The following is a 13847-nucleotide window of genomic DNA, read 5'->3' as shown; positions in this document are numbered from 1 at the left end:
AGACGGTAAATAGAGAATTATGCATCGTGTAAGTGCCACACCCGGCGGTTGGAATCAGTCAGAAGACTTGATTTTTATAGAACAAACTCCAGCTCCCTTTGTATTTATTACGGCTGCTGATACCGATATTCAAACTCTGGCAGCTGCGGTTCCTAAACTACCTGCAACATTCCCGGCTTTAAGAGTCGCCAACTTATTGCAATTACAGCAACAAATTAGTATTGACACTTACGGCGAGCAAGTTTTAGAACTTGCCCAGGTAATAATTTTACGCCTATTAGGAGGACGTTCTTATTGGACTTATGGTTTAGAAGTAGTACAAGAAATTGTTCAACGTAATAATATAACCTTCATTGTAATGCCAGGGGACGATGCTTTTGATCCCCTATTAATTTCTCAGTCTAACGTGCCTTTAGAGATTGTTAACCAAGTATGGCAATACTTTAACCAAGGTGGTGTTGATAATTTTGTCAATGCTCTCAAGTTTATTGCCGATAATTGTTTATCAACTTCATTTCATCCACCAGCACCGCAGTTAGTGCCCCGTATTGGCTTGTATGAATGGACGAGAGAACAAAAGGAAGAGGCACAACTTGTAGAGACGCGATTCATCGCGTCTCTGCCCAATACCCAATGCCCACTCGCCTTGAGCGAAGTCGAAAGGATGCCCAATGCCCAATGCCCCATACCCAAAGTCGGCATTCTCTTCTATCGCGCTCATTATTTGGCAGGAAATACCAAAGTAATTGATGCTTTATGTGAAACATTAGTACAGAAAAATTTACACCCTGTACCAGTTTTTGTATCTTCGTTACGCGAACCGGATATTCAAGTTGAGTTAAGCGAGTTTTTCCAACCCAAAGACTCAGAACAAATTGCAGTGCTGTTAAATACGACTAGTTTCTCTTTGGCGCGCTTGGAAACAGAAACACCCCAAATTGAACTATGGGAACAATTAGATGTACCCGTGTTACAAGTTATTCTCAGTGGCGGCTCGATTGAGCAGTGGGAATCACAGTTATCAGGACTTTCTCCCCGCGATATTGCCATGAATGTGGCGCTACCAGAAGTAGATGGACGGATAATTAGTCGCGCTGTCTCTTTTAAGACAATACAAACGCGAAATCAAGATTTAGAAACAGATGTGGTAGTTTATGAACCAGTAAGCGATCGCATTGAATTTGTCTGTCAACTCGCCGCTAATTGGGTACGTCTCCGTTGCAAACCACCCCAAGAACGCCGCATTGCTCTAATTATCGCCAATTATCCCAACCGTGACGGACGCCTTGCTAATGGTGTCGGCTTAGATACTCCCGCTAGTTGTATCGAAATTCTCCAAGCTTTAAAGTTAGCTGGCTATCATGTTGAAAATTTACCTGCTGACAGCGATGAATTAATTCAACGTCTCACCTCTGGCGTCACCAACGATCCAGAAGGTAAAGACTGGCGTGCAGTCGCTCAAAGTCTTTCTGCACAAGAGTATCAAAATTATTTCGCCACATTACCACAGCCAATACAACAAGGCATTTCCCAACGCTGGGCGGAAGGGGAACAACTTGTAGAGACGCGATTCATCGCGTCTCTGCCCCATGCCCAATTCCCAATTCCCGGCATCCAACTGGGTAACATCTTTGTAGGCATTCAGCCAGCGCGAGGTTACGATCTCGATCCGAGTTTGAGTTATCATGCGCCAGATTTGGAACCTACCCATGCTTATTTAGCTTTTTATTATTGGGTGCGAGAATCTTTTGCGGCGGATGCTGTAGTTCATGTGGGAAAACACGGCAATCTTGAATGGCTTCCCGGTAAAAGTATCGCTTTATCCAGTAATTGCTATCCAGAAGTTGCTTTAGGCGCAATGCCTCATTTATACCCGTTTATTGTTAACGATCCCGGTGAAGGTTCCCAAGCAAAACGGCGATCGCAAGCGGTGATTATTGACCATTTAACACCACCAATGACCCGTGCAGAACTTTATGGTTCGCTGCAAAAATTAGAGAATTTAATTGATGAATATTACGAAGCGGAAAGTTTAGATCCGGTGCGATTACCCATGATTCGCGATCGCATCCGCGAACTCATGCTTGAAGAAAATTTACATCAAGATTTAGGAATTAACAATGAGCAAGATATCTCAAACTTAGAAAATTTAATTTTAAACACCATCAATGGTTATCTGTGCGAACTCAAAGAAGCGCAAATTCGCGACGGCTTGCACATTTTTGGGCAATGTCCCCAAGGGCGACAGTTACGCGATTTAATAGTCGCGATCGCTCGCATTCCTAATCGTTATTCCATCGGTATCACCCGCGCCTTAGCTCAAGATTGGGGTTTAGATTTCGATCCCCTTACAGCAGATTTGTCAATGGTCAGTTGTCAGTTGTCAGTTGTCAATGGCAAAAAATGTTACACTCTTGGCGATGTTGTAGAAGTTTTAGAAGAACAAGCTGCTTTTTTAGTCGAAGAAATTATAAATAATCCCTCAACAATCACCACGAATAACTCAGAACTCAACAAAGTTCTCAACTGGATATCCGCCAAACTCCTCCCAGCTTTGCAACAAACACAGCAAGAAATTAGTAACTTGCTACGGGGACTCGATGGTAAATATGTGCAAAGCGCTGCATCTGGCGCACCTACACGCGGACGCCCGGAAGTGTTGCCAACAGGTAAAAACTTTTACTCTGTGGATATTCGTGCCCTACCGACAGAAACAGCCTGGGATATAGGCAGGAGAGCCGCCGAGACTTTAATTGAGCGCTACACCCAAGATAATGGCGAGTATCCGAAAACACTAGCATTATCTGTATGGGGTACTTCTACCATGCGCACCGGAGGCGATGATATTGCCGAAGCTTTAGCATTATTAGGCGTACAACCTGTATGGGATGGCGCAGCTAGGCGCGTAGTAGATTTTGAAATTTTACCACTATCAGTTTTAGGCAGACCGCGTGTAGATGTCACCTTAAGAATTTCGGGATTTTTCCGCGATGCTTTTCCCAATTTGATTGATTTATTTGACTCAGCAGTACAAGCTGTAGCCGCATTAAATGAAGCACCAGAAGAAAATCCCCTCGCCAATCAAGTTCGCCAAGATACTGATTTTTGGACAGCACAAGGTTTAACTTCAGAGGAAGCATTTTTGCGATCGCGTTATCGCATTTTTGGCTCTAAACCAGGTGCCTACGGTGCAGGATTACAAGGCCTAATAGAATCACAAAATTGGACAGATGACAACGATTTAGCACGCGCTTTTATCAATTGGAGTGCTTACGCCTATTCGGGTGGTGAGCGCAGTCGAACCACAGATCCCATTGCTGCGCCAGAAGCCTTCAAGCAACGCTTAATGCAAACACAAGTTGTTTTACACAACCAAGATAACCGCGAACATGACTTGCTCGATTCTGATGATTATTACCAATTTCAGGGGGGTTTAACAGCCGCAGTGCGATCGCTCCAAGGAAAAAATCCCCAAACTTATTTTGGCGATAATTCGATAACTGCTCAACCAAAAGTCCGCCTACTCAAAGAAGAAATTGCTAGAGTATATCGCTCTCGTGTCATTAATCCGAAATGGATTGACGGGATGATGCGTCACGGTTATAAAGGAGCCTTTGAAATGGCCGCGACAATGGACTTTTTATTTGCCTATGATGCCACAGCTCAATGTGTGGAAGACTATATGTATCAGGGCGTATTTCAAGCTTATTTAATCGATCCCAATGTGTCAGAATTTATTTACCAAAAAAATCCTTGGGCTTTGCGTGATATTGCTGAGAGATTATTAGAATCATACAAGCGCGGTTTATGGCAGGATGTAAATATACAAACATTAGAAACTTTGCGCAACCTTGTACATCAAGCTGAAGCCGCGATAGAAGAAAAATAAGTGGTGTAGGAACCTATATTATATGGACAACCTAGCGTATTTTCATTCAGCTTTTGCTTACGAAGAAAGCGAACCCAGCGAATTAGTTTCCCTGAGCGTGCTGTTAAACACAGCCGCTACACCAGATTGGAAACGACTGTCTGGTAAGGCTTGGCGGTATATGTTACCCCTAGCTCTGAGTTTATCTATTCTCAGTGCGGTTAGTAGCGTCATGGCTTTGGAACGCGGCGATCAAGGCCCTTCTGTCAGGAATCTCCAACAACAGTTGCAAAAAATCGGCTTTTATCAAGCTCCAATTACTCAAATTTACGACTTCCCTACAGAAGATGCTGTACGACGGTTTCAAAAAGCCGCCGGTTTACCAGTAGATGGTGTTGTAGGCACCACAACCCTACAAAAAATCCAAACCTGGCGTCCCAAAGCTGTAAATGCGACGACTACACAGCCCAGAAAAACTAATAACCCAGCGCCGCAAGCAACTGTGGTGAGGACACAAACCGCCAAGCCCAATACTGCAAATACTACAGCCAAAAAAACTACAGTTGCTGCTGTCGCCACTAACAAACGCAGTAATCCCAATTACCTAACACGCGGTGATGAAGGTGAAAGCGTGAGAGTTCTCCAAGAACGGTTGCGTGTAGCTGGCTTTTACTACGGTAACGCTACAGGGATATTTGGCCCCATTACAGAAACCGCAGTTAAGCGCTTCCAAGAAGCTTATAACTTAGATGCTGATGGTGTTGTCGGCCCCGCAACCCTCAGAAAACTACCGCCTATAGGTGTTGGTGATGGTGATGATACTCCCAAAGCAGTAGTCGAGCGCGATAATCTGCGAATGGGCGATCGCGGCGAAGCAGTTCGGGTTCTGCAATCACATTTGATTAAAGCCGGCTACTTACAAGGAGAGCCAAACGGCTACTATGGACCTAATACCGCAGATGCTGTCCGCCGATTTCAAGCAGCCAATTATTTAGCCGCTAGCGGGGTTGCTGGCCCAACTACCAGAGCTAAGTTATATAGTTTAGTGACTAATACTCCCAAGAGTGAGTTTAGTGTTTTGGAAATTCAACGGCGATTACAAGAAAAAGGTTTTTACAAAGGCGAACTCAACGGTGTAATGGCTGAAGATACCAAAAAAGCCATTAAACAAGCTCAAGAGTTTTACGGGGTTAGTCTCAAGGATATTCGGAGCGGACGCTTTTAACATCCGCTCATAGAATGACGTAAGATTTCCCCAACTAGTTGCTACCTCCGGTAACAGCGATAATCAACTGCTCAAAATGCCATCTTTTGTGACTTTGAGACTGGTGATTTTGAGACTATCCTCTAGTATCCCACCCTGATACTACACAGGCATAAGCGCTCTTTGGCACTTGGGACAAACAGCATGGATAGTTAACTGACAATCAAGAAGATGGAAGCCTTCTTTTTGAGCAGTTTTCGCACCAATTTTCAGGATTGAGTCATTTTTAAACTCAATGGTGCTGTTACATCTGACACAGATGAGGTGATGGTGGTGATGGGGGTAAGGTTGATTAAGTTCGTAATGCTTATGACCTTCTCCCAATTCTAATTCCCGCAAAATCCCCATGCGGGCCATCAGCTTTAAAGTCCGGTAAATCGTTGATAGACTGATTCCCTCACCATCAGTCTCTAGTCGATGATAAAGATCTTCGGCACTGAGGTGTTCGCCTTGCGGAAGTTCTTGGAAAATGTGTAGAATTGTTTCTCGTTGGGGAGTTAAACGCCAGCCGCGATCGTTTAACTCTGCTTTGAGCGAAGTAGATGTGTAAACAGTCATACTAATTTTTCTCAACAAAGCCTAATAGTTGAGAATATAGCAAATATTTTGAGCAGTTTGCAACAACCGCAGCTTATTGAGAATAATTATTAAAGGCTGAAGAATAATCATAAAATTCGGCAAAATCTGGAATATATAGATGATCCCCGCTAGCAAAGCATCTTGACGGTAGAGCCTGCACAATTCTCGTCTACCTAAGTGAAAATAATTTGCCATAAACTAACTAAAGTGAGATTTTGGCAACGGGGATCTAGCAACTCAATGACTGATGAGTTCGTAGTGAGTTAGCAAATTCTTGGGGTTTCCACGCCACTTGCTTTGGGCTAGAAAACCTGTCCAACACAGAGGCTCTTTGTTAGTCACAAAGCCGCATTGACCAGAAAATCAGCATAAAGCGTGGTTAACAATCCAGGAACAGGATTAAAGTCCTGACTACGAACCTAATTGTTCATCAGCATTAATGACAGATACTACTAGCTAAGAGACTCCAAATAGTCGCGGATCAAGTTACGGCGCTTGGGTTGGCGCAGTTTTTGTAAAGCCTTAGATTCAATTTGGCGTACTCGTTCGCGAGATAAATCTAAAGCGCGACCAATTTCTGCTAAAGAATAGGGATGACCATCTGCTAAACCAAACCGCATCAGAATCACATCACGTTCGCGGCTAGTTAAATCAGATAACAGATGTTGCAAGTCTCTTTGTAAAGATTCTCGCATTAACAATTCTTCAGGCGTGACGCTATCAGTTTCCAGTAATTCGCCTAATTCTGTATCTTTATCTTTACCAACTTTAGTTTCCAAAGAAACAGAGCGAGGTACTCGTAACAAAACTTCTCTAACTTGGGTGGGAGTCATTTCTAACTCAACTGCCAAATCTTCTAAGGTAGGAGTACGACCTTTTTCTTGAGCAATTTTGCGTTGAGCTTTTTTGATTTTGTTGAGTTTTTCAGTAATGTGGACAGGAAGGCGAATTGTCCGGCTAGAAGTAGCGATCGCTCTAGTAATACCTTGACGAATCCACCAGTAAGCATAGGTACTGAAGCGATAACCCTTAGTTGGATCAAATTTCTCGACAGCACGCTCCAAGCCTAATGTACCTTCTTGGACTAAATCCAACAATTCCAAACCGCGATTTTGATACTTCTTAGCAACAGACACAACCAAGCGCAGATTGGCTTTGATCATGTGTTCTTTAGATTGGAGTCCTTGGGATTGAATTTGCTCCAGTTCTTCCACTGTCATTTTGGCAATTTCTGCCCAACGACGCTTACCTTCAGACAAAATCGGCTTCAAATCAGAAACATTCACACCAGCTGTATTAGCCCATCTTTCTAAAGAAGGGCGATGTCCCAATTCCGATGCTAAACGTTCTTGAACTTCAATTAAGCGTAAATAAGGCTCAAGTACTGCATCTCCTTGTTTTGCAGCATTAGCAAGCACTATCCGCATCCGCAAGTAACGCTGGACTTTTTGTGCTTCGGAAACTTCTTCATCCCGGCCTAACAACCGAACCCGGCCAATTTCCTGAAGATATAAGCGTACTAAATCTGTACTTCTACGGTTGGTGTTAGCAGCGAAATGAGCAGGATCAACAGAAGCCAACTCTAAATCCTGCAAATCATCTACAGCTAACTCATTGTCGTCAACCGTGAGATCTCGATCCAAGATTTGCTGGGATTTGGGGGTGTTGTAGGGGGCATCTGCGTAAAAAGATGTTGCTGGCATAGATCGTCTCAATGGCTCCAGGTAACAATAGATTACGGTCAGCTAAAAATTACGGTCAGCTAATTAACTGTTGCTATTGTTCCCGTGATTCGGGCTTAACTAACACGATTCAGGGTGACATTACGGTTTTTTTTAAAAAAAACTTAAAAAAAACTAAAATAGTAATGTTTTATACATAACTACCGATGTGATCGGCGGCTGTAGCTCTTTCGTTGAACCAATAGCTATTCATATCTACAGCTAACTTTTAAGCTTAAAAACAGCTATTTAACATTGCAAATTTGATGGAACTTGACTGTTACAAATGTAACGTGGTATAAACATATTTCAGTAAAAATCATGTTCATAATCGCTATAGTCATATCTACACGGGGATAGAAGTACTATCCTGACAATTTGCGAATTTTTCTCTAGGGAATATTTGGTAAGCAGAAAAAGTAATTGTCTTGGTCAGTGCGCTAGTAGTAACGCTGAAGTGCTAATACCCAAGTATGGCGTTACTATTCCTGCTCTTGGTCTAGAATGCTGAATTTTCTTAGAGGTTGGGGATTCGCAGCTAGGGATCGGGTACTGGGAAATAGCGCTAAATTTGCACCACTAGCCAAATGCGCCCATCCTTCAAAATACAAATATTGGTTGTTAGTTGTTAGTTGTCAGTTGTCAGTTGTTAGTTGTGAAGACAACAATACCTTGAGCGAGTAGGAGTCAACAGTCAACAGTCAACAGTCAACAGTCAACAGTCAACAGTCAACAGTCAACAGTCAACAGTCAACAGTCAACATTTTTTAGTTATATTCTGGCTTAATATCTCGTAACATTAATTCATCAAGAGCTTGTTGGGGTGTGACTTCACCCTGAAGTAAGCGATAAACTTGCTCGGTAATAGGAACGGGAATATTTTGCTGTCTAGCTCGTTGAATTAACACGCGACAGGTGTTAACCCCTTCAGCAGTTCCTTGTAGGTGGGTAAGAATTTCCGTTAATGTTTTACCAGCTGCTAATTGATAACCAACTTGATAATTGCGGCTTAAAGGACTGTTACAGGTAGCCAGTAAATCTCCTAAACCGGATAAACCATAGAATGTTTCTGGCTTCGCACCCCAAAATGTACCGATGCGTACTATTTCTGTGAGTCCACGGGTAACTAAACCTGCTTTAGCATTGGTTCCTAGTTGTAAACCGTCGCAGACACCAGCTGCGATCGCAATTACATTTTTTAGCGTTCCTCCTAGTTCCACTCCCACAGGATCGGGATTGGTATATACGCGAAACCGATTAGAAGAAAACACCAGCTGCACAGCTTCCGCCGCCGTAGCAATGGTACTAGCGACAGCTGTTGCAGCAGGTAATTCCATTTCAATTTCTTTTGATAAATTCGGCCCGGAAAGGACAACAACTGGATGATGAGGGAAAGCTGTTTGCCAAATTTGCGACGGCGTAAAGGTAGTTTCTGGCTCTAAGCCTTTTGTCGCCGTCACAAAAATTGCATTTGGGGAAATGGGGAAAGACTGGACTTGTATCACCACTTCTCTGACACCTTTCATAGAGATCGCAGATAGGATGATATCAGCATCTTGTAGCACTGCTTCTAAACTTAGGGTTCCCCACCGCGACCAGAGACGCACCTGATGACCATTCGCCGCAGCCAAATTTGCTAGTGCTTGACCCCAAGCACCTGCGCCTAAAATTGCTACGGTTTTGTCATTAGTCATTGGTCATTAGTCATTAGTCATTAGTCAATGGTCAATGGTCAATCTATCCCCTTTGTCCGCCTCATCCCCGACTACGGGGGTAAAGTTCCATGAGTTGGCGTACTTGTTCTGCGTGATAGGAACTTCTGGTTAAGGGTGAAGAAACTACTTGCAGAAATCCCAGTTCTTCGCCGTAGCTTTGCCAAGCAGCAAATTGTTCTGGGGTGATAAAGTTATCAACTTTCAAGTGTTTTTGACTAGGTTGGAGATATTGCCCAATGGTCAAGATATCACAATCTACGGCGCGTAAGTCTTGCATAACTTGACGAACTTCGGTATCAGTTTCACCGAGTCCCACCATGATCCCAGATTTGGTGTAGATCCAAGGTGCAATTTGCCGCGATCGCATTAATAATTCCATTGTGCGATCGTAGTTACCTTGGGGACGCACCCGACGATATAAGCGGGAGATGGTTTCTGTGTTGTGGTTTAATACCTCTGGCGCAGCTTGGATAATTATCTCCAAAGCATTCCAATTGCCGCACAAGTCAGGAATTAAAACTTCAATTGTAGTATTAGGTGAGACAGCGCGTATTGCGGCGATACAATCCACAAATTGAGACGCACCACCATCTGGTAAATCATCGCGGTTTACGGAGGTAATCACCACATGATTTAGTTTCAGACGACGAACAGCTTCTGCCAATCGTTCCGGTTCTGTGGGGTCTAATGGCTTAGGCTTTTTCTCAAAATCTATATCACAGTAAGGACAGGCACGGGTACAAGCTGGCCCCATAATCAAAAACGTAGCCGTCCCAGCTTGAAAACACTCACCAATATTCGGACAGGACGCTTCCTCACAAACCGTATTGAGCGCTAAATCCCGCAAAATTTCTTTAACGTTCCCGACGCGCTCCCACTGAGGCGCTTTCACCCGCAACCAGTCTGGTTTTACAGTCACAATCCGTTTTCACTACTATATATATACAGAGTTATGTTAGCAAGGTTAGGCGAGTTTGGATTTTGATTTTTGCACAAATCCAATATGAGTAATATGGCGATGGTCAATTGCGTAGGTCTCAGGCGCTAGGAATTAGGGTGAATTGGCAATACTGATGGCAGGCGATCGCAATTTCTCCAATCAAGTTAGTCAATCACGGGAAAATCCCACAACCAAACCTGAAAATCTTTCTTTCCCATTCCCCATGCCCAATGCCCCATGCCCCATGCCCCATGCCCATTTTCTAGCTAGCCTGACTATACATTTCCAACTATTGATGATATGATGATTTAATAATGGGCTTATCATGCCGGGATGTAGCGCAGCTTGGTAGCGCACTTCGTTCGGGACGAAGGGGCCGCTGGTTCGAATCCAGTCATCCCGATTTTGTATCATCTAGCGACAAATTACTGAACGCGCTTACGATATTGTTTGGTGTATTTTTTTGAGTTTCCTTGCAAACGCCCTCACCTCCGAGTAGGGCTATAATTACAAAGCCTCTCTGGGCAGGTAGATTATATGTATCTTCATATTGAATTAGTATAAGCTTTTTAACTATTACTTAGTATGTATCTCACGCGCTCATTGCACTTTTTAGTGCAAAATTATAAGCCAAGCTATTAATATTAAAAATCCCACAGTAAGGCTAAATGTTTGAGCAGACTTTTAAAAATATTGATGATGTTCTCTGGAAAGAGGCGGGTTGTACTACAGAGTTAGATTACACTGAGCAAACGTCTTGGTTGCTGTTTTTGAAGTATTTGGATGATTTGGAGCAGGAAAGGGCGTTGGAGGCGGAGTTAGCTGGCAAGTCATACGAGTTTATTATTGATGAGGCGCATCGTTGGTCAGCTTGGGCAGCGCCGAAACAGGCGGATGGTACATTGGATCATGATAATGCGCTGATTGGCGATGATTTGATTGATTATGTCAACCGCAAATTATTTCCATATTTACAGAGTTTTAAGCAACGGGCTACTAGTCCAGATACAATTGAATACAAGATTGGGGAAATTTTTAGCGAGATTAAAAATAGGTTTCAAAGCGGCTACAGCTTGCGGGATGCACTGGAATATATTGATGAGCTACGGTTTAGATCGCAACAGGAGAAACACGAGCTATCGCATCTCTATGAAGCCAAAATCAAAAATATGGGCAATGCAGGACGCAATGGGGGTGAGTATTACACGCCGCGTCCGTTGATTCGGGCAATAATTCAAGTGGTAAAGCCGAAGATTGGTGAAAAAATTTATGATGGTGCTTGTGGTTCTGCTGGGTTTTTGTGTGAGAGTTACGACTATTTACGTCGGGGTAAGCTGACAACAAAAGAGCTTGAGATTCTGCAAAAACATACGTTTACGGGTAAAGAAAAGAAAAGTTTGGCGTATGTGATTGCCATCATGAATATGATTTTGCATGGCATTGATGCGCCGAATATTATCCACACCAACACGCTGACGGAAAATCTCAGTGATATTCAAGACAAGAATCGTTTTGATGTAATTTTGGCTAATCCGCCATTTGGGGGGAAGGAACGCAAGGAAGTACAGCAGAATTTCCCCATTAAGACTGGGGAAACGGCGTTTCTGTTTTTGCAGCATTTCATCAAAATGCTGAAGATAGGCGGTAGGGCGGCGGTAGTAATTAAAAATACCTTTCTGTCAAATTCCGATAATGCTTCGCGGGCATTGCGTCAAGAGCTTTTAAGTAGTTGCAATCTGCACACGATTTTGGATTGTCCGAGTGGGACATTTATCGGGGCGGGGGTAAAAACGGTGGTGCTGTTTTTTGAGAAAGGAAAGCCCTTTGATTCCGTTCAGGGAACGCCTTTATTTTCTCAGGGGAAACCTTTAACTGAGGGAATGGCAACTCAAAAAATTTGGTATTACCAACTGAATCCGGGGCGTAGTTTGGGGAAAACGAATGCGCTGAATGATGAGGATTTGCGCGAGTTTGTGGAGTTACAGGCTACGTTTGCGGAAACAGAAAAGTCTTGGCTGGTGGATATTGCTGATATTGATCAAGTGACGTTTGATTTGTCGGTGAAGAATCCGAATAAGGCTGAGGAATCGACTTTGCGAGAACCGCAAGAAATTCTGGATGAAATTGCGGCTTTGGATGCGGAGAGTGCCGAAATTTTGGCTGGGATTGGGGGAATGCTATAGGAAGCTGGTTTCGGCTCCGCTCAACCAGCACAGAGTCAATCACTCAACCAGCTAGAGATGAGGACTGAGCGAAGTCGAAGTCCGTTTTTTGGCACAAGGTTATAAATAATGCCATATATGTATATTCTGGAATGTGCTGATGGTTCTTTCTATACAGGTAGTACAAAGGATTTACCTCGTCGTTTATGGCAGCATCAAAATGGGCTAGGAGCTAATCATACCAAGAAGCGATTACCTGTAAAGTTAGTTTATGCAGAGCATTATGATCATGTGGCGGATGCTTTCTATCGGGAAAAACAGGTTCAGGGTTGGAGTCGGGCTAAGAAGATTGCTTTAATGAATCGTGATTGGGATCGTCTTCATATTTTGGCGGAGTGTCAGAATTATTCACATTATGAAAATGCTGGTTTCGACTCCGCTCAACCAGCAAAGGATTCAAAGGGTGATGATAATTAGGGTAAGATATGCAGTTGACAGTTGATAATGAACAGTTGCCAGTAGGTTGGGAAATAAAGTATTTAGATAAACTTTGTGAAAACCTAGATAGTAAAAGAGTACCTATCACAAAGGCTTCAAGAAAATCTGGCAATATTCCCTATTATGGTGCTTCTGGTATTGTTGATTATGTTGCTGATTACATCTTTGATGAAGATTTACTTTTGGTGTCTGAAGATGGTGCAAATCTTTTAGCAAGAACCTATCCAATAGCATTCTCAATTACAGGCAAGACATGGGTAAATAACCACGCTCATGTACTCCGATTTAAAGAAAAAATTACACAGAGTTTCATCGAATATTATTTAAACTCTATCTCTCTTGAGCCGTATGTAAGCGGTATGGCCCAACCAAAACTTAATCAAAAATCACTAAATTCAATAGCTATTCCATTTCCACCACTCTCTGAACAAAAGCGGATTGTGGTGATTTTGGATGAGGGGTTTGAGGGGATTGATAGAGCGATCGCAAACACCGAAAAAAACCTCGCCAACTCCCGCGAACTATTTGAAAGCTATCTAAACGCCATCTTTACCCAGAAAGGCGACGATTGGACAGAGAATAAATTAGGTGATGTATGTACTTTTCAAGGAGGTTCTCAACCTCCTAAAGCGGTTTTCTCTACAGAAAAAAAAGATGGATATATCAGATTAATTCAAATTAGAGATTACAAGTCTGACAATTACACTGTTTATATTCCGAAAAAAGATGCAAGAAGATTTTGTCAACCTGATGATGTGATGATTGGTAGATATGGCCCTCCTCTTTTTCAAATATTGCGAGGACTAGAAGGTGCTTACAATGTTGCTTTAATGAAAGCAATTCCGAATGAACAAATAATCTCGAAAGATTTTCTTTTCTATTTTTTACAGAATAAGAAGATTTTAAACTATATTATTAATCCCACATTCCGCACCCTAACTGTAACAAGTTCATTTGTACTGAACTAATTTTCAGTAAATAGTATTTCTGAACTATAATTGTCAGCGATATTTTAAAATCTAATGAGAATAAGTCCTATTAAGTAAATTACGGGTGATCAATAGATCTGCGTTTGTTGGCATTCAATTCATGCGATCGCC

At 42.7% G+C, this 13847-nt stretch carries 11 protein-coding genes and 1 tRNA gene; 7 read left to right on the top strand and 5 right to left on the bottom strand.

Annotated features, from left to right (window positions below; all coding sequences use genetic code 11):
* Positions 1 to 19: 19 nt before the first annotated feature.
* Both cobN and AACW45_RS00055 read left to right on the top strand, forming a co-directional pair.
* Entirely contained in the window at positions 20 to 3889 is a 3870-nt protein-coding gene (gene cobN, locus AACW45_RS00060; protein WP_190626473.1) for a cobaltochelatase subunit CobN, read from the top strand.
* Positions 3890 to 3911: 22 nt separating this feature from the next.
* Positions 3912 to 5093: a peptidoglycan-binding domain-containing protein gene (locus tag AACW45_RS00055; protein ID WP_190626472.1), complete on the top strand. Its 1182-nt coding sequence runs from the start codon at positions 3912 to 3914 to the stop codon at positions 5091 to 5093.
* A 141-nt stretch (positions 5094 to 5234) separates the two neighbouring features.
* On the opposite strand, the gene AACW45_RS00050 is transcribed toward AACW45_RS00055, so the two are convergent.
* The 5 genes from AACW45_RS00050 to lipA form a co-directional block, all read right to left on the bottom strand.
* On the bottom strand, positions 5235 to 5690 hold the full coding sequence (locus tag AACW45_RS00050; protein WP_190548489.1) for a Fur family transcriptional regulator: 456 nt from the start codon (positions 5688 to 5690) through the stop codon (positions 5235 to 5237).
* A gap of 21 nt (positions 5691 to 5711) precedes the next feature.
* Complete coding sequence (locus AACW45_RS00045) at positions 5712 to 5906, bottom strand: hypothetical protein (RefSeq protein WP_190626471.1); 195 nt, start codon at positions 5904 to 5906, stop codon at positions 5712 to 5714.
* A 257-nt stretch (positions 5907 to 6163) separates the two neighbouring features.
* Positions 6164 to 7414 carry an RNA polymerase sigma factor SigC gene (gene sigC, locus AACW45_RS00040; RefSeq protein WP_190548491.1) on the bottom strand — a complete coding sequence of 417 codons (1251 nt, stop codon included), beginning with the start codon at positions 7412 to 7414 and terminating at the stop codon, positions 6164 to 6166.
* A 785-nt stretch (positions 7415 to 8199) separates the two neighbouring features.
* Positions 8200 to 9126 (bottom strand): NAD(P)H-dependent glycerol-3-phosphate dehydrogenase, encoded by a 927-nt coding sequence (locus tag AACW45_RS00035; RefSeq protein ID WP_190626469.1) that lies wholly within the window; start codon positions 9124 to 9126, stop codon positions 8200 to 8202.
* 61 nt (positions 9127 to 9187) lie between these two features.
* On the bottom strand, positions 9188 to 10066 hold the full coding sequence (gene lipA / locus AACW45_RS00030; protein ID WP_190626468.1) for a lipoyl synthase: 879 nt from the start codon (positions 10064 to 10066) through the stop codon (positions 9188 to 9190).
* Positions 10067 to 10208: 142 nt separating this feature from the next.
* Between lipA and AACW45_RS00025 the strand changes: the two genes are divergently transcribed.
* From AACW45_RS00025 to AACW45_RS00005, 5 genes are all read left to right on the top strand, one after another.
* Entirely contained in the window at positions 10209 to 10391 is a 183-nt protein-coding gene (locus tag AACW45_RS00025; RefSeq protein ID WP_190626466.1) for a hypothetical protein, read from the top strand.
* A gap of 25 nt (positions 10392 to 10416) precedes the next feature.
* Positions 10417 to 10490: transfer RNA gene (locus tag AACW45_RS00020), tRNA-Pro, on the top strand.
* Between the two features lie 265 nt (positions 10491 to 10755).
* Positions 10756 to 12270: a class I SAM-dependent DNA methyltransferase gene (locus AACW45_RS00015; RefSeq protein WP_190626464.1), complete on the top strand. Its 1515-nt coding sequence runs from the start codon at positions 10756 to 10758 to the stop codon at positions 12268 to 12270.
* Between the two features lie 108 nt (positions 12271 to 12378).
* Positions 12379 to 12726, top strand: coding sequence for a GIY-YIG nuclease family protein (locus tag AACW45_RS00010; RefSeq protein ID WP_190626462.1), 348 nt, complete (start codon positions 12379 to 12381; stop codon positions 12724 to 12726).
* 8 nt (positions 12727 to 12734) lie between these two features.
* Positions 12735 to 13715: a restriction endonuclease subunit S gene (locus AACW45_RS00005; protein ID WP_242045646.1), complete on the top strand. Its 981-nt coding sequence runs from the start codon at positions 12735 to 12737 to the stop codon at positions 13713 to 13715.
* Positions 13716 to 13847: the final 132 nt, after the last annotated feature.

The organism is Calothrix sp. FACHB-168 (assembly GCF_963889195.1).
Lineage (GTDB): Bacteria > Cyanobacteriota > Cyanobacteriia > Cyanobacteriales > Nostocaceae > Aulosira > Aulosira anomala_A.
The sequence above is the reverse complement of the archived record's forward strand: the minus strand, read 5'-3'. Positions and strand labels throughout refer to the sequence as shown.